The organism is Longimicrobium sp. (assembly GCA_036389795.1).
Taxonomy (GTDB): domain Bacteria; phylum Gemmatimonadota; class Gemmatimonadetes; order Longimicrobiales; family Longimicrobiaceae; genus Longimicrobium.
In genome coordinates this window covers 1-16,710 of record DASVWD010000285.1, presented here as the reverse complement: position 1 = coordinate 16,710, position 16,710 = coordinate 1, and the positions used below count along the sequence as shown (strand labels likewise).

The 16,710-nt window shown below is 68.4% G+C and carries 11 protein-coding genes; 9 read left to right on the top strand and 2 right to left on the bottom strand.

What is annotated here, in order from left to right; genetic code table 11:
• Window positions 1-37 precede the first annotated feature (37 nt).
• The 3 genes from VF746_31890 (at window position 38) to VF746_31880 (ending at window position 4,743) form a co-directional block, all read left to right on the top strand.
• Window positions 38-1,177 carry a hypothetical protein gene (locus VF746_31890; GenBank protein HEX8697064.1) on the top strand — a complete coding sequence of 380 codons (1,140 nt, stop codon included), beginning with the start codon at window positions 38-40 and terminating at the stop codon, window positions 1,175-1,177.
• On the top strand, window positions 1,174-3,813 hold the full coding sequence (locus VF746_31885) for a DUF5916 domain-containing protein (protein ID HEX8697063.1): 2,640 nt from the start codon (window positions 1,174-1,176) through the stop codon (window positions 3,811-3,813). The genes VF746_31890 and VF746_31885 overlap by 4 nt, the downstream gene beginning before the upstream one ends.
• 702 nt (window positions 3,814-4,515) lie before the next feature.
• Window positions 4,516-4,743 carry a hypothetical protein gene (locus VF746_31880; GenBank protein HEX8697062.1) on the top strand — a complete coding sequence of 76 codons (228 nt, stop codon included), beginning with the start codon at window positions 4,516-4,518 and terminating at the stop codon, window positions 4,741-4,743.
• 1,810 nt (window positions 4,744-6,553) lie between these two features.
• Here VF746_31880 and VF746_31875 read toward each other — a convergent pair.
• On the bottom strand, window positions 6,554-7,021 hold the full coding sequence (locus VF746_31875; protein HEX8697061.1) for a hypothetical protein: 468 nt from the start codon (window positions 7,019-7,021) through the stop codon (window positions 6,554-6,556).
• 622 nt (window positions 7,022-7,643) lie between these two features.
• Here VF746_31875 and VF746_31870 point away from each other — a divergent pair.
• The 6 genes from VF746_31870 (at window position 7,644) to VF746_31845 (ending at window position 15,504) form a co-directional block, all read left to right on the top strand.
• Window positions 7,644-8,978: a hypothetical protein gene (locus VF746_31870; protein HEX8697060.1), complete on the top strand. Its 1,335-nt coding sequence runs from the start codon at window positions 7,644-7,646 to the stop codon at window positions 8,976-8,978.
• 890 nt (window positions 8,979-9,868) lie between these two features.
• Entirely contained in the window at window positions 9,869-10,171 is a 303-nt protein-coding gene (locus VF746_31865) for a hypothetical protein (GenBank protein ID HEX8697059.1), read from the top strand.
• Window positions 10,156-11,835: a relaxase/mobilization nuclease domain-containing protein gene (locus tag VF746_31860; protein HEX8697058.1), complete on the top strand. Its 1,680-nt coding sequence runs from the start codon at window positions 10,156-10,158 to the stop codon at window positions 11,833-11,835. Before VF746_31865 ends, VF746_31860 begins: the two co-directional genes overlap by 16 nt.
• 188 nt (window positions 11,836-12,023) lie before the next feature.
• On the top strand, window positions 12,024-13,238 hold the full coding sequence (locus tag VF746_31855; GenBank protein ID HEX8697057.1) for a hypothetical protein: 1,215 nt from the start codon (window positions 12,024-12,026) through the stop codon (window positions 13,236-13,238).
• 566 nt (window positions 13,239-13,804) lie between these two features.
• Window positions 13,805-14,194 carry a hypothetical protein gene (locus tag VF746_31850; protein ID HEX8697056.1) on the top strand — a complete coding sequence of 130 codons (390 nt, stop codon included), beginning with the start codon at window positions 13,805-13,807 and terminating at the stop codon, window positions 14,192-14,194.
• A complete protein-coding gene (locus tag VF746_31845) occupies window positions 14,194-15,504 on the top strand; it encodes a hypothetical protein (protein HEX8697055.1) in 1,311 nt (436 codons plus the stop codon). Before VF746_31850 ends, VF746_31845 begins: the two co-directional genes overlap by 1 nt.
• Before the next feature lie 470 nt (window positions 15,505-15,974).
• Here VF746_31845 and VF746_31840 read toward each other — a convergent pair whose 3' ends face one another.
• Window positions 15,975-16,427 (bottom strand): hypothetical protein, encoded by a 453-nt coding sequence (locus VF746_31840; protein HEX8697054.1) that lies wholly within the window; start codon window positions 16,425-16,427, stop codon window positions 15,975-15,977.
• Between the last annotated feature and the right edge of the window lie 283 nt (window positions 16,428-16,710).

Below are 16,710 nucleotides of genomic sequence, written 5' to 3'. Positions count from 1 at the left end.
AGCACTTGAGAAACCATTCGAGCCAGGGAGGAGCCAGATGTCCGAGCGGTGGAGAAGGGTCGCGGGGGCCGTCGCGGCGGCGGGGGTGGCGCTGCTGGCGGGGTGCCGCGCGGCGCCGGCGCAGACGACCAGCACCTGGCGCAGCGTGGACACCGACCACGGGACGCGGCTGGAGATCCTGGCCCGCGGCGAGGTGGACTTCACCGACGACGACCGTGACGTGGCGCGGATCTCGTCGGACGGGCGGCTCACGATCGAGGAGGCGGTCCGCGGCCGCCCCGAGCGCCGCGTGGAGTTCCGCCCGGACGAGCGCGGCGGCGTGCGACGGCTCTACTTCGAGGACGGCGTGCAGCGCGCGCCCGACGCCGACGACCGCGCCTGGATCGAGCGGATGATCCTGCAGGCCGTGCGCAGCAGCGGGGTGGGCGCCGAGCGGCGCGTGGCCCGCATCCGCGCCCGGCAGGGGGTGGACGGGGTGCTGCGCGAGATCGAACAGATCGAGGGCGACGGCGGGAAGCGGCACTACTACGTGACGCTGCTGCGCTCCTCGCCGGCGCTGCGCGACGACGAGACGGTGCGGGTGTTCCGCCACCTGGCCCGCGAGATCGACTCCGACGGCGAGAAGCGCTACACGCTGGCGCAGGCGCTGGAGCGCACCCGGCTCGGCCCCGCGGAGGTGGCGGCGCTGCTGGACGCGGCGGGGACCATCGGCTCCGACGGCGAGAAGCGCTACGTGCTGGCGCAGGTGCTGGAGCGCGCCTCGCCGGGCCCCGCGGAGCTGGCGGCGCTGCTCGGCGTGGCGGCCACCATCCGCTCCGACGGCGAGCGGGCGTACGTCCTGGCGCGCGTGGCGCGCGACAACCCGCTGGCCGACGCGCGGGTGCGGCAGGCGTTCTTCCGCGCGGCGGGCGGGATCAGCTCCGACGGCGAGCTGGCGCGGGTGCTGGTGACGGTGCTCCGGCGCGAGGGCGCGCGCGACGACGTGGTGGCGGCGGCGATCCGCGCGAGCGAGGAGATCTCCTCCGACGGCGAGCGGGCGCGCGTGCTGGTCTCGGTCCCCCAGCGCAGCCTGCGCAGCGAGGGCGTCCGCGCGGCGTTCGAGCGCGCCATGGACGGGATCGGCTCCGACGGCGAGCGGGCGCGGGTGGCGCGCTGGCTCGCGACGGTGGCCACGTGAGCGCGCGCGTGACGGGCCCGGCGGCCGCCCTCCTCCTGGCCGCCCTGTCGGCGGCCGGCGCCGCGGCGCAGCAGCCGGCGGCGGCACAGGCGGCCGATTCGGCGGCGGCGAAGCGGGCGGCGGCGGTGCGGGTGCAGGGGCGCGCCCCCGCGCTCGACGGGCGGCTGGACGACGAGGTGTGGGCGGCGGCGCCCGTGCTCTCCGGCTTCGCGCAGAAGGAGCCGGCCGAGGGCGCCCCGGCCACGGAGCGCACCGAGGTGCGCTTCGTCTACGACGACCACGCGCTCTACGTGGGCGCGCGGATGTATTCCGCCGACCCGAAGGCGATCCAGGCGCCCGTGAGCCGGCGCGACCAGTTCGCGCAGGCCGAGATGATCCGCGTCTCGCTCGACACCTATCACGACCGCCGCACGGCCTACTCGTTCGGCGTCACCGCGGCGGGGCAGCGCCTGGACGCCTACCACCCGCGCGACAGCGAGTCGGTCGACGACTCGTACGCGCCGGTGTGGGAGGCCGAGGTGGCCCGCGATTCGGCGGGGTGGACGGCGGAGCTGCGCATCCCCTTCACCCAGCTGCGCTTCAACCCCGGGAGCGCGCAGACCTGGGGGGTGAACGTGCGCCGCTGGATCCCCAGCAAGGAGGAGGACGACTACTGGATCGTCGTCCCCAAGAGCGTGTCGGCGTGGGCGTCGCGCTTCGGCGAGCTCACGGGGATCGAGGGGGTGCGCCCCGGACGGCGGATGGAGCTGATGCCGTACGTGGCGGCCGGCGCGTCGCTGCGCTCGGGGGTGGACCCGGCGGACCCGTTCCACGACCCGCGCGAGGCCACGGCGCGCGTGGGCGCCGACTTCAAGATGGGGCTGGGGCCGAACCTGACGCTCGACGCCACCGTGAACCCCGACTTCGGGCAGGTGGAGGCGGACCCGGCCGAGGTGAACCTCTCGGCGTTCGAGACCTTCTTCGCCGAGCGGCGGCCGTTCTTCACCGAGGGGAGCCAGCTGCTGGCCGGCGGCGGGGCCAACTACTTCTACTCGCGGCGGATCGGCGCGGCGCCGCGCGGGCCGGCGGGCGGCGACTTCGTGGACCGCCCCGACGACAGCACCATCCTGGGCGCGGCCAAGCTCACCGGGCGCCTTCCCACGGGCCTCTCCGTGGGCGTGCTGGCGGCGGTGACGGGGCGCGAGCGGGCGCGCACCTTCGACGCGGAGGCCGACTCGTTCGGCAGCGTGGTGGTGGAGCCGCCCGCGGGGTACGGGGTGGTGCGCCTGCAGCAGGAGTTCGGGAAGGCGCGCTCGACGGTGGGGACGACGCTCACGCTGGTGGGGCGCGACCTGGAGGAGGGCTCGCCGCTGGCGGCGCGGCTGAACCGCGGCGCGGTGGCGGGCGGGGTGGACTGGAACCTCCGCCTGCAGGGCGGCACCTACGAGGTGGGCGGCGCGCTGGGCTACAGCCACGTGGCCGGCGACTCGCTGGCGCTCCTGCGGGCGCAGCTCTCCTCGGCGCGCTACTTCCAGCGGCCCGACGCGGACTACGTGACGCTCGACCCCTCGCGCACCTCGCTCTCGGGCTACGTGGCCAGCCTGGGCGCGGCGAAGATCAGCGGGAAGCACTGGCTCTGGAGAACCTACGCCACCGCCCGCTCACCCGGCTTCGAGCTGAACGACGCGGGGCGGCTCTCCACGGCCGACGCGGTGAGCGTGGACGGCGAGCTGCGCTGGCGCGAGACGCGGCCGATGGGACCGTTCCGCCGCCTGGACCTGTACGTGACCCCGTACGCGGAGTGGAACTACGGCGGCACGCGCACCGACGGCATCCTCTACTTCGACGCCGAGGCCACCTGGAAGAACTTCTGGCGCAGCTACTTCACTACCTTCTACGTGCCCCGCTCGCAGAGCGACCAGCTCACGCGCGGGGGGCCGCTGATGGGCTCGCCCTCGTCGTGGGCGGTGATCTTCCAGACCACCAGCAGCCCGTCGTCGAGGCTGCGCTGGAACGGGCGCGTCTACTACGGCCGCAACGAGTTCAGCCCGCCGACGGTGCGGCTCTCGGGCGGCGTGTCGGTGCGCCCGGGGCCGCGCTGGCAGCTCTCGGTGGACCCCAACTTCCTGTGGTCGACGCCGGTGCGGCAGTTCATCACCAGCTTCGAGGGCGGCCCGGCGGAGACGTTCGGGCGCACGTACGTGTTCTCGGCGGTGGAGCGGCGCGAGTTCGCGGCGCCGATCCGCCTCACCTACCTGTTCACCCCGGACCTGTCGCTGGAGCTGTACGCGGAGCCGTTCGCCTCCAGCGGGCGCTTCTACGACTTCGGCGAGCTCCCGGCGGCGGGGGCGTACCGGCTGCGCTCCATCGAGGACGACACCACCCGCTTCGTGGACCGCGGCGCCTCGCAGACGGTGAAGCTGGGGAGCCAGTCGCGCACGGTGGACGACTTCGACCTGCGCAGCTTCCGCAGCAACGCGGTGCTGCGCTGGGAGTGGCGCCCCGGGAGCACGCTGTTCGTGGTGTGGCAGCAGGACCGCGCCGACGACCTGGTCCCCGCCCGCCGCGTCAACCCGGGCTCGCTGCTCGGCACCCTCGACGCGCCGGGCGACCACTACCTGGCGGTGAAGCTGACGTACTGGCTACCGGTGCGGTGATATCGAATCCGGTAAAAGACAAAAGACTATTCTCACGCAGAGTCAGCAGTCGAATTCGTGAGAGTGCGGTAAGTTGTTGTGAATCCTTGATGTTCCGGAAGGGCCAACCGGACTCCACGGGCGAAAATACCCGACTCTGCCGCCCAACCTATCCCAAATCCTATCCCACTTGCAACGCCGCCGGAGTGTGATAATCACACCTCGACGGCGTATCTACAGCCTGCCTGCCCGTGCAGCCCGCCAGGGAATCCCCGGCGGGCTGCATCATCATCGGAGGAGATCTCCCCTTCAGAAACGGAGATAACCCACCGTGGCCCCCGTTCTCTTTGTGGTCGTCATGCTAATCGTGCTGCTGCCGCTGATCATCCGCATCGGCAGATTCCTACTAGCCGCGCACGTATGGCTAGTCGCCCTTTTCCTCCCCGCCGGTCTGCTGGTCCGGTACGGCCCGAGCCAAGATATGCGCCTCTTTATCGGTGTGACTTGCGCATGGTCGGTCGCGCTAATCGCGTATCGCATCCGCATGCGCTCCAGAGCGAGAAGCAGACCGCAAGACCGCTAACTCTCCCCCATATCAAGGGGCGGGCCGTACGCCCGGAGCGCTGGCGGCGTAGGCACCACAGGTTCTAGAACACTAGAGGGGCGCTCCCTAGATTGGAGCGCCCCTGCGCTTTCCTATTGACCGTTCAGACGGAGACTCCGATGTCCGCGATAACCGAAATCAAACCCTTCAAGGTCATGGGTGTCACCATCTACCCTCCGCTCTCGGAGAATGACTCCCGGCGGGTGCTCGACTTTGCCGTGGTGCTGGTGGCAAGCCGCGTAGGGGAGGAGCGCCGCCCTCTCCCGGACGACGTTCTAGCGGACATCGCCCGCGCCTACCAGCGCGAGTACCCCGACGCGCGCGGCGACAGCTCAGCATACGGCTGACCCGCCCCGCGCACGAAAACGCCATTTCAACTTAGCCCACTACCGGCTCGGGGGGACAAGCCCCCCGCTCACCTGCCGTGTGTGTGAGTCCTATCCCTTACCGACAGGCGGCTCCATCGCACGGATTTGGGACCGCAGCGCCGCAGCGCGCACGTCGAGTTCTGCTAGGGCCGCTTCGTCATACCGCGGCTGCGTCAGCAACGCAGCGATTTGGCGCGCCACACCGCTTAGTTCCTCTCGAAGGCGCCCAAGTTGCTTGCCGTCAGCGCCGGGTGCATCCAGTGCCATTTTCGCGGTTCTATGCAGTGCGGACTAATTTGTGTCGAGGCCCCACCATCCGGCGGGGGTGCTTTACAGCCACCAGGCCTCTTGGTGTTCCGCCACGTACTTCGCGGATCGCCAGAGCGGAGTGTTGACGCGGTCTGTTTGTGCCTTTACACTGCGGATGCGGTGGTGCCTGCGGTGATCCGCGCCGCGGTGGCCCGCGACCCCTTCCCTCAGGAGGCGAAGGACAATGAAGAAGATGCGGCTGGACCCTGATACCCTCTCGGTGGAAACCTTCGATGCCTCGCCCCGCGAGGGTGGGGCGCGCGGCACCGTGCGGGCACAGTCGGCGTCCACGGAGGGGGAGAGCTGTGACATCTGTCCCGTCACGCATCCGTGTACGCCCGAGGCGGGAAGCTGCGGCTCGTCGTGCGACTTCAACGCGCCGTGTGGCTGCGGCTGGCTTACCGCCGACCCCACCTGTTTTGCCTACCGCTGCTGAGCGGGATTCAGGCGAACCCCTGAATTCCTCCCCTCACCCGGCCCGGTCCTCGGACTTTCGTCCGACGAGCCGTCGTCCAGAAAGTGGCGCAGCTCCCGGTGGTCCGTTGCATCCGACCACCGTAAGACCGGCGGAGGTGCGCGCGCCGCGCTACTCCGCGGCCCCGCCGCCGTCCGATTCCACCGGGCCGGCGCGGGGCGCGTACGTAGGCGCCGGCTTCTGAGGAGGGAATCGGGCGCGTGAACGTCCCGCGCGGGGGGTTGTATGTGCCGCTCACCATCCGGACCCATAGAAACCGTCCGGACCGCGTTCGCCTAGCGAAAATTCGCGGCGGGTCGGCGGGAACGGCGGTAGCTTGGCTGGCGCTACCGGCTTCCGGGGAACTTCGCCGCCCGCCGCCGAATCATCCGCTTTGTCTGCGTGCTCCTCATCCCCCGCAATCGGAAGAGCGAGCTTTTTCGCGCTACTCACCCGCCGCTCACGGTGATCGTCCAGCGCGCCCCGGTACCCTGCCTGTCGGCGGGCTCCCTGCGCACGCTGAACATTCCCTGGGGTACGGTGAACCGTTCCGAAGACGTAACCCCGGCAGGCTGGCGCAGCGGGGGCTCGGCTGGGCGACCAGCTGCGCTACCGTCCGGGCGCATCGTTCTGTGCAAGGTGATCACTCTCCTTTGGCAGAGTCCGGACCCACTCTGGCGGTGAGATACCTGCTTTCTCATGCCCGCTTCGGATTGCAACTAAGACTTCGCGCTCAGTCGCGAGCTTGACCGCACCGTCAGGTAAACGAGCAAGGAGCAAGGCCATTGCGATTGTAGCCACGTCAGCGGCGATGTCCTGCGCTTGAATTCCCCTAACGTACCACTCCACAAGCTTTTGCTGCGTCGCTCGACGCGGAGCGCTTCCGTCCAAGAACAGCCGGAGGCCGGGCGGACTAATGCCGATTGCGCGCGCGACCTGGCGGAGACTCGCCCGTGCCACCGCCTGCCTTGCGGCATCCCGGAGCATCGGCACCGGGACGAGCACGTCCGCCGTGCCCACAACACCTCAGTTGCGCCGCTCGACCGCCCGCCGGAAGCGCGCGGCGACTTCCGCGTAGGGCTCTAGGCCACTCGCCAGCGCGCCAGCATCCGCGAAGGCGACAGCGACGCCATTCAACCCCCGACCGAGCGCCCATTCGGCTACGCACAAGCAAGCGTAAGCCATTCGTCCCATGTTGGCGTCTTCCGCCCCCGGTGTGAGCGAACGCGCGATTACCGCCAGCGGCAGACGGATTTCGTGGTCATAGTCTGCGGTTAGGATTTGCTCCTCTAACGCCTGCATCCCGCACACGGTGAACGGGGCCGTGCGGTCTGCCGCGATCCAGAGCACCAGCGACCGCAGCACCCGCCACGTGTGCAGGACTCCCAATCCCGGAAGCAGAGGCGCCACCCCAAGCGCCACATCGGGCGAGATCGAGTAGGCCACAGGCTGGCCGGGAGTGAGGCAGGCTTGATCAAGTGCGCAGGTCATCATCCGTTGGATTGGCCCGGCGGGGGGGAGCGGGCTGCCGCCCGAGGTGTGACGCCTGTCGGGTAGTGTAGGCCCCGCAGACGATTCCGGTTCGGCTCCTTGCCTCCCCGTGTTCCGGCGTCCCCCAGCTCGCGCCAGGGTGATCCGGCTCCAGCGACAGCCCCCCGCTTCCCGTTCGTTCCGGGCGCCTTAAACGCGCCGTGAGAACGAAAAAGCACCACCCCGAAACGCCGGTCACGTGCGCGCCAGAACATTTCCAAGGGCGCTCCGCGCGGCGCCTGTCCGAGTTCTTCTAGGAAGTGTCGGGTTTAGAGGCGCCTCACAAAAGTCCATTGCAGGTAGCCGAAAATGACTATACGGGGATCATCCCATGTTGCGGGCGTTGCTCGCGGGGTCAAGATGCACGGCCCATTAGCTGCGCCGTGTCACGTGGCGGTAAGTATCTGTAGTGTCATGTGGCGAAAAAGGTGTGACCGCGGCGCTTCACAGGAGTTCAGCAGGTCTTGCACACAGAATCGGCCAAGAGCGGCGACCTTGTAGAAGCCGCCACGGCGCGCCAACTTTTACGCTCAGGTGCGGTACAGTGTCGGGATTAGTGAACAAAGTGCTCCCGCGCAGGAGAATCATGCCCCCGGCTCCCCACATAATCCCGCCGCCACCCGACTGGCCTTACCCGGAAGTCGACGCGATTCTCGCAGAGGGGGACTACGGCCCCGTCTCCCTGGAGCTTTGGCACGACTACCGGCTCGCGCGCCTGTTCGCCAGCACGCCTCCGCACCCGAAAGGCACCCCACCACCGCAGCCTCTTTCGCGCCTGTTCCACAGCAAGCCCTCAGTGGAGGCGGCGGAACGGCTCCGCGCGGCTCAAAACGGCGCGCCCGAGATAGGGGAGGCTTTTCGCACGTTTGCAGCCGCCCGGGCGCGTAATGTCGATGCAGCTGCCCTATCCCGTGCGTGCGCGCAAATCGCAGATTGGGCCGCAGAGCGCTCACTGATGATTACGGCGATAGAGTTTGCCAGGGCGGCGGCAGCAGTTTCTCCCGACGATCCCGAGGCAGCAAACCTCGCCGCGCTCATGCTTCGCCGCGCTGGTGATTGGAAACGCGCGGAGCAATTTTATGCACGCGCCATCGTTCTTGCCCGGCGGCAGAAACGACACCCCGAGCTTGCTATTCGCCAGAGAGCTAGAATCGAATACATCTGTGGACATATCGGAATGGCCGCCCTCCTGTATTCACAGGGGGTGAACCTATTACGGGCGGTGAAGCACCTAAATTCAGCGGCGCGTGTCGCACGCGACGGACATCTTTGGTGGCTTGCAGCCCACGTCCGGCACGATCGGATGTTGCTCCTGTTGGAGAGAGCGGACTTTAGCACAGCGGAAGAAGAAGCGGAGCGTGCAGTCGAACTGTACCCGCTGCATGATCGGCGATTCCCGTTCTTCGTCTCCGATTTTGCGTTAGTCCAAGTGATGCAGCACCGATACAGTGCCGCTGTCCCGCTACTGCAACTCTGCATGGACGTGATCGAACAGCCGTCCGCGCGGGCTGTGGTCGCGAGTATGTTGGCCCGCTCCTACGCGGCTCTTGGTGGTGCTAAGGACGAGTACGAACGGCTCCGGCAGTTGGCCCTAACGCTTGCGCAGAAGCACCCGGAGCACTCGGCCGCCGCGTACTACCACCTGGCCGAAGCCGCGCGGGCGTGCCGCTCGTGGAAAGACGCCGAACAGCACGCCCGACGAGCCTTGGAGCTCGCGAAATCGCGGGGCGACCGCGAGATCGCTCGGCACGCTGAGCGCGTCCAGAGTCTCATTCAGGAACACAGGGTGACGCCGCCATTACGGACGACAGGTCCGGAACAACTGACGGGCGAGCTGCGGGTGCGCCTGAAACGCTGGAACCCGCAGAACCATCGGGGACGAGTGGCCCGGATCCCGTTCCGTAATCAGTGGGTCGCCTAGTCCCTAGTGGCCTGAGCCAAAGCCGAGTCCGCGCCCGGTGCTCGTGCTATCCGTCGTCACGGTCGTCGTCTCGCCACTTGATGAGGCGGCGACCGTTGATGTTGGCACCGGGGCGACCGCGTGCCCGGAACCGAACCCCAAACCGTCGAAGGCCGGGCGGTCGGGCTGGAGGAGTGCGGGCGTCGTCGGCGCCTGATCGCACGCAGCAGCGAGGACGAGCGCGACGAACGAAGCGGCGGCGGTTCGGAGGGTGCGCATCAGTGAAACTCCGTGTTACGGGCTTGCATTTCGTGCACGCCAAGAGGGCGGCCCGTAACGTTGTAACTACCTCACGATTCCCGCCAGCCTGCAAGACCCAAATCACGCACAAGCCCGCCGTCCGACACGGAAAACGGGACTGGGGTGCCTCCCCCGCCTCACCCCGCCTTCCTGTCTCCCCGGCTCCTTGCCTACCGGCTCCCCCGGCTCCCCGGCTCCCCCGGCTCCCCGGCTCCCCCCTCTCCCCGGCAGAGTGCAGGGCTCTCTAGGGACTGTCGCGCGCGTGCGCGCGCGTAACAGTCCCTAGAGGGCCCTCTTCGCGCCCGTCGTCGCCCCGTCCCCGGCCGGGGTACCAGGGTGCAGAAATCCGGGAGCGAGCAATGGGGGTTAGGCGCCTGATCCCACATCGCTTCGCTCGTGGGGGCGCCTAATCCCCTGCTCGCTTTTCGCTGCGCTCAAAGGAACCCCAACTGCCACCCCGCACCCTGCGCAAGCCGACACGCTGGACGCCCGAGGAGTGGGCGCGCGTCGAGGCCATCGCCCGTGCGCGCGGCGTTCCGCCGCTGCGCTACGTGCGGGAGGCGGCGCTTGCCGCGCCGCCCCCGCCCCCGCGCCGCGCCCGGCACGAGCTCGTGCGCGAGCTTGGGCGCGTGCTCAACAACCTGCGTCAGCTGCAGGCCGTGGCCGAGATCGACGGCGCCGAGGCCGCCGCCGCCCGCATCGAGGTCACGGCCAAGCGCACCGAGGCGGCGATCCGCGCGGCGCCCGCGCCCGACACCACCCCGGCCGCGGCGGCGCACGTGATCGTCGCGGCGGGCCGTGCGCTCAACGAGCTGGCCCGCCGCGCCAACACCGACGAGGAGCTACCGGCGGACGCCGAGCTGCTTCCGGCTCTGGCGGCGGTGGAGGATTCGTTTGCTTGGGTGCTCCGGTGATCGGGCAGACGTACCCGTTCGGGAAAGGCTTCCTGGGGCTGGCGCGCTACCTGGAGGCGGGATCGTCCGGCGAGGAGCGCGACCGCGTTGCGTGGATCGAATCCCGCAACCTTCCCACCACCGACCCGCAGACCGCGGCGCGGCTCATGGCCGCCACGGCGTCCCTGTCGCTGCGGACGCAGCGCCCGGTCTATCACCTGTCCATCAGCTTCGATCCCGGCGACCCGGTAGACCGCGAGAGCATGCGCTACGTGGCGGACGCCGTGCTGCGCAAGCTAGGGCTCTCCGGTCACGAGGCCTTGATCGTGGCCCACAAGGACACGGCGCACCCGAACATGCACCTTGTGGTCAACCGCGTGCACCCGGAGACGCGCCGCGCGTGGGAAAACTCGTGGGACTGGCCGAAGATCGAGCAGGCGTTGCGGGCAGGGGAGGTAGAGCTTGGTTTCCGCATCGTGCCCGGCCGGCACGGGCGCGTTCCGGGGCAGCAGCCCGCGCGCGTGCTGCTGCGCGGCGATCCGGCGTTCCTGCACCGCGTGGCCGAGCGGGCTGGCCCGGTGCTGGAGCGCGCGCGCTCCTGGGCCGAGGTGCACGACGGGCTGGCGGCCGTGGGGCTGTCGGTGCGCGTGAAGGGCGGCGGGCTGGTGATCCACGACGACAGCCACGAAGTGAAGGCGTCCGAGGTCGGCTTCTCGCGCAAGACGCTGGAGGCCCGGTTTGGGAAGCACTCTGCGCACCACTTCGCGCAGTCACGCACCGTTGCGGGGCCGTCGCTCGCGCCCGCATCCGCTTCGGCCGTGCCGGAGCCGGTCCGCGAGCCTGAGCCGGAGCCCGAGCCCGTTCCGGCGCCGCAGCCTGAGCCGGTCCCGCTGCCGGTCCCGCCGGCGGCGGTGCGGCGGCAGATGGAGGAAGCCTTCGCCGCGCTAGTGGACGAGGAGGCCGACCGCCTGAAGGAGGCGGGGTTGCGCCTGAAGCTTCAGCACGCGGCCGAGTGGTTCCGCGAGGCGGAGGCGATCCGGAAGACGGAAAAGGCCGTCTCTGAAATCGTGCGCGCGGCGGACGCCGCCGCGCGCGAGGTGGAGCGGCTGGAGGCGTTGACCCGCCGGGCGACGGAAGCAACCGACGTGCTCCAGCCCGCCCTACGCGAGGTGTACGCCGAGCCGAGCAAGTCGAAGGTGGCCGCGCACTACCGCGCAAAGGGGCTGGAGGATACGGTGCGCATCCTCCGCGAGAAGCCGGAAGCGTTCGGGAAGCTGCGGGGTGTGCGCCCGTTGTGGGGGCTCGGTTTGGTGAGGAACACCGACGAGGCCCGCCGCCGTGCGCGCGACCTCGCCGACCTGCTGGAGACGGCCGCGCGGCGCGTGCGGGAGAAGCCGACGCGGGAAGCTCTCTCCGCCGCGCAGGAGCACGCCCGCAAGACGCTCGAGGCGGAGGTGAAGGCGAAAGAAATGCGGCGCGCCCTGCCGCACTCCAGTACGGCGGAGGAGACGGGGATTGCCGTGCTCCGGTCGGTGCTGGCCGAGACGCGCCCCACGTGGGCCGCGCGGGAGCTTGACCGGCTCCTGGCCGACCACCCCGAGGCCGCGCAGCGGGCGGCGCGGGCACTCCAGCGCGCGCTCGACGCCCCGCGTTCGATCCGGAGGGAGCGCGGGCTAGGGCTCTGATTGCGGCACCGGTCCGAACATGGGACTCCGCCCAAGGGGTACGGTCAACGCGCCCGCGGCACGCAAGGCATCGGATTGAATGCGTGCGATTTTTACTGTCGCTTGACGTTCAGGGGGCGGGAGTATTATCTGGATAGGACTTCAGCTTTGGCACGGCAAACTCCGCAACCGGATTCCTTCTGAAGCTCATGGCTGATAACACGGAAATCGCCCAGGCAGCCGCAGCGTCTCCGGCAAAGAGCGCGGCGACAAAGAAACCCAAGACGAAGAAGCAACCAGCAAAGCCCGCGAAGTCGGGCGTAGGAGCTGCCAAGATCGGCTCTAAACGAGAAAAAGGTTATCCCAGCGAGCCTCTGGAGCAGGTGCTGGTTCTGGGGGCTGGAATAGTGAATTATGCGGGTGGAGATAAGATCCGGCGACTGACCCTAATGCAGAAGCTTGGGCGTTCCCCTAACAGCAGTGCTGTGCGGGTTTTGATTACCAACTCCAGCAAGTACGGCGTAACAATCGGTTCGTATAAGGCTGAATGGATCGAACTGACACCGGACGGCCGCATCGCGTGCGATGACACGCAAACCCATCGTGACCGCACCTTGGCGAAGTTTAGGCTAGCAATTCAGAACATTCCACCGTTTAAGGCTATTTATGAAGAGTACGTCAACAAACGCGTGCCAGCGCCGGAGGTCATGAAGGATTTCCTTGAGTCGTCCTCTTTCTACATTGACGACCCTCGCGCGTGTCTCGATGTGTTCGTGGTTAATGCGAAAGATCTCGGCCTCCTGCAAACGATTGGCGGCGCCGAAACACTAGTTTCCGTCGAACACGTCTTGGAAGAACTGGCATCCACGCCCCAATCTCCTCGCGCGTTCGCGACTCCCCCGTTGAGTGCTACGAATGAAATTGGCACCGCAAAGGGGGATTGGGCACAGGTGTGCTTCTACGTGACGCCCATCGGCGAGGAGGGAAGCGAGCAACGGAAACACGCAGATTTGTTTATGGGTTCGATCGTGCAGCCAGCAATCGAGGAACTCGGATTGAGAGTAGTTCGCGCTGACCAGATCGGTTCGCCAGGGATGATTACATCACAAATCATCGAGCATATAAAACGTAGTCGGCTCGTGGTAGCCGATCTCTCGACGCTAAATCCCAACGTATTCTACGAAACGGCGCTGCGCCACGCATGCCGTCTACCAATTGTGCAAATCATTAGGAAAGTCGACAGAATTCCTTTCGATACGAACCAAGTACGGACCGTCGTTATCGATACCACGGACATCTATACCTTGGTACCCAAGATTGCGACGTATCAGGCGGAAATTGCCACTCAGGCTCGCGCCGCGCTCGAAGATCCGGAAAACGCTGGCAATCCCATAAGCGTGTTCTACCCTGCTTTTTGGAAATAATCCATCTCCTTATTCGGTCAGTACGGCAGTTCCGAAAAGAGTTCCAGGAGATGCGGGGGCCGTCCATGCTCGCGGCGGCGTCCCGGCCCTCCGGGCGCGTATCCCTCATATCACGCGGTCCGTCCGTCGGCGTCGTGCGCAAGAACGGGGTAACAAGCGGGGGCAGGTGTGCCGTCTAACCCCCCGCCCCCTCTTCGCTTATGCCCGGCCTCATCCCACGCCCCCATGTCGCCCGCTTCGCGGGCGTGTGGGGGCGCCGCCTTCGGGAAAGATTGAAAGTCCCTTCGGACGGCGCCCCCACAACAACCGGCCCCGTTCGTTCTCCCCGGCGCCCGTGCGGCGCGGACTCCCTCACTGCTGACGGGCTGCGCCCGTCTCAACGGTTTCCGGCCTGCGGCCGGGAGCGGTTTCCCGCGTCAGGCCGTGGCGCCCTCGGCCGCGGCTTGCGCGCATCCCCGGCTTCTACGGCTCGCGATCAGGCGGGGTGTGGTGGCGGGGCCGCCTACGGCACGCGGCGGCTCCTCGGCGCGCTGCGGCGCCCCTCGGCTCTGCGCTGAGGCCCCGCCATGCCACACCAGCCCACTCCCACCGACCTGCCCGACGAGTGGCGCGCGCTGGCGGCCCAACAGCGCCGCCTGGGCGCCGACGCGCAGGCCCGCATCCTCGACTTCTGCGCGGACGAGCTCGCCGCCGCGCAGGTGCGCGCAGGTGACGAGCTTCTGAGCCTTCGCCGCGCCGCCCATGAGTCCGGATACAGCACGGACCATCTGGGCCGCCTGCTGCGCGAAGGGAAGATTCCGAACTCCGGGCGCAAGGCCAAGCCCCTCATCCGCCGCCGGGACTTACCCCAGAAGGCAAGAAAAGACAAGGACGATCCTTGTTTTTCTGACCTGAGTGGGTATGTTCCGGACAGGCTCTTCCGGGACATCATCCACTCCAAATTCGGGGAGCGATGATGCCCAAGGCGAAGCAGCCGGCCAAGTCCGGCAAGAAGTGCTGGTCCGAGTCCTTCGGAGTCTACGGGGCGACGATCCGCATTGCCGAGCGGGAACCGGGGGGAGTCCTGTACCTGCTCTGGCTTGACAATCGGGGTAAACAGCAGAAGCGGAGCTTGGGGCACCGCGACCGCAAGCAGGGGCGCAAGCAGGCGTTGGAGCTTGCGAACGCGATGGCCGAGCCCGGCGCGGGCGCGGCGCCGGAGAAGTCCGCCGCCCCGCTCACGCTGGCCGAGGGGATTGCGCGCGCGTTCGATCCGTTGCGCGGCGCGTACCCCGGCGCGACGAAGCACGCGCGGCAGGCCAAGATGTACGCGGAGCGCGCCGTCGCCCTGCTCGACCGGCGCCTCACGTGGGCCGAGCTGACGCCCGGCATGGTGCTGTATCTGGTGCGCTTGCTGGCGAGGCGCAGCAAGGACGGGCGGGGCAGGGTCGCGGCCGAATACACGTGCGTTGTGCTGTACGCGGTCGCTTCGTGGCTGCGGCAGGAAGGGTTGATCCCCGACACGGCCGCCCTGCCCCGGCCGCGCTGGAAGATCAAGGTGAAGGAGGAATGGCGGGTCGCCACGGGGCACCGGGCCGAGACGAAGCGGCCCCGGCACACCGTGGACGAGGTGGCGGCGATCTTCGCCGCGCTTCCCCAGGGTGATCCCCGCCTGCGGCTGCTGGTGGAGCTTGCCGCCGAGCTTCGCGCGGGACAGGCGGTGCGGGCGCGGCGCTCGGACCTGCACCTTGGCACGGGCGGCGGCTTCGGGTTGGGCCGCTTCGTCGTCCACGGAGCCGGGAAGAAGCACGGCGAGGTTGTTGACCTGCACCCGGAGCTTCGGGCGCTGGTGGACGAAACCCTCTCGTCCGGCTACCTGGCCGAGGCGGAGGCCGCTTACCAGCGCGGGGAGATTTCGGATTACTACCTGTTCCCGGTGGGCAAGCTCCGGCGCGGCTCAGTGCCCGTAGAACGCGCGACGAGGCAGGCGCTATCGTACGTGTCGCTCCGCATGATGTTCGTGGCTGTGGAGGCGATTGCGGGCGTCGAGCACCAGGAGGGCCGCTCCTTCTACGGCCTGCGCAGGCAGGCGACGGACCTCGCGCCCGAGTTCGCGCAGGACGCGCGCGTCCTCAACCGCCTGACCGGCCACGCCGACAGCGCCACGCGCGAGCGCGTGTATCAGGACCCGCAGAACGAGCGGGTGCGCGCCCGCGCCGCCGAGGCGCGCCGCAGCATGCGCAACTTCCTTCGCGGGACGGAGCGCCCGGAATCACTCGCGGCGTGAACCTATCCCATCAGCTATCCCACCCGGTATCGGCAAGCGAACGCCCCGGCAGCGCAAGTCTCTGTCGGGGCGCCACTTAGGAAGGTGCTAGGCAGCCGGGAAGCAACGCGGTTTTTCTGCCGCAGAGTCAGCAGAGAAACACCTCTGTTGACTCTGCTGACTCTGGGTGAGACCTGCTGTGTTTTCCCGGACCTGTAAAAACCTCACCCGCGGAGATCTCGCGCTCCGCCGGCTCCAGCGCGGCCGCGGGCAGCCCCCGCCCTGGCGCCTGGCGCGCCTGTCCCTCCCCCGACTTCAGGGGAGGGACTTCGGCGCTTCGCGCGACGGAACTGCGTGGCAGATGCGGTTGAAGCCTCGCGGCTGTTTGCGAGGCTTTCCGTGGTTCCAGCGAGTGTCTTCAGGCACTCGCACCACGAAGGGCGCCGAAGACCATCCTCGGCGCCCTTCGAGCGTGAGAGATCCCGCCGCGGCTAGTTCGGCCGGCGGCCGCGGGCCTGGAGCACGCGTCCCAGCTCGGCCACCAGTTCGGGCGGCTCGCACGGGAGCATCAGCACCGCGAGGGCGCGCGGGGGGAGCCGGTCGGCGTCGGCCACGCGGGGGTCGGTGGTGAGGCAGATGATGGCGAGCTCTTCGTCCGCCGCCCGGGCCAGCTCGCTGTAGCGGCTCCACGGCAGCAGCCCGTGCCGGCCGACGCTCACGACCGCCGCCGCCAGTCGCTGCGACTGCGCCAGGAGCACGCACTCGCCCGCCGAGCTCGCGTGGACCAGCGCGTAGCCGGCGTGCTCCAGGAAGGGGCCGTACACGGCGTGCGCGTCGGCGTCCGCCGCGGCGAGCAGCACCCGGGGGCCGGGAGCGGAGGCCAGGGGAGGACCCGGGCGGGGCTGGACCTCTGCCGGCCGGCTGTCCGGAGTGCGTGCGTACATCGTGACCTCCCCTTCGTTGGCGCCAGCTCGCGACGGACGATCCGTCTCCCTCGACATCGGCGGCGCGTACCGCTCCCTTGATGTAGTACCCGGCCCGCTGTTTGTTCCCATCCGCAAGTCTATATCTCCCAATCAGTTAAAGTGATCCTTGGTTATTCGCCTGAAATCAGCATTGGAGGGCATAGAACGAAAGAACCCATGTCGCATCTTCTTGAGCCGCGGTAAGATGGGTGGTGTCGAAGCAACCATCCGTCCGCGAACCCTCGAAAGCACGACATGGGTG

Excerpts from the sequence above, each read along its gene's own strand:
- VF746_31890 (HEX8697064.1), top strand. The coding sequence starts at position 38 with ATGTCCGAGCGGTGGAGAAGGGTCGCGGGGGCCGTCGCGGCGGCGGGG.
- VF746_31880 (HEX8697062.1), top strand. The coding sequence starts at position 4,516 with ATGTCCGCGATAACCGAAATCAAACCCTTCAAGGTCATGGGTGTCACC.
- VF746_31875 (HEX8697061.1), bottom strand. The coding sequence starts at position 7,021 with ATGATGACCTGCGCACTTGATCAAGCCTGCCTCACTCCCGGCCAGCCT.
- VF746_31870 (HEX8697060.1), top strand. The coding sequence starts at position 7,644 with ATGCCCCCGGCTCCCCACATAATCCCGCCGCCACCCGACTGGCCTTAC.
- VF746_31855 (HEX8697057.1), top strand. The coding sequence starts at position 12,024 with ATGGCTGATAACACGGAAATCGCCCAGGCAGCCGCAGCGTCTCCGGCA.
- VF746_31850 (HEX8697056.1), top strand. The coding sequence starts at position 13,805 with ATGCCACACCAGCCCACTCCCACCGACCTGCCCGACGAGTGGCGCGCG.
- VF746_31845 (HEX8697055.1), top strand. The coding sequence starts at position 14,194 with ATGCCCAAGGCGAAGCAGCCGGCCAAGTCCGGCAAGAAGTGCTGGTCC.
- VF746_31840 (HEX8697054.1), bottom strand. The coding sequence starts at position 16,427 with ATGTACGCACGCACTCCGGACAGCCGGCCGGCAGAGGTCCAGCCCCGC.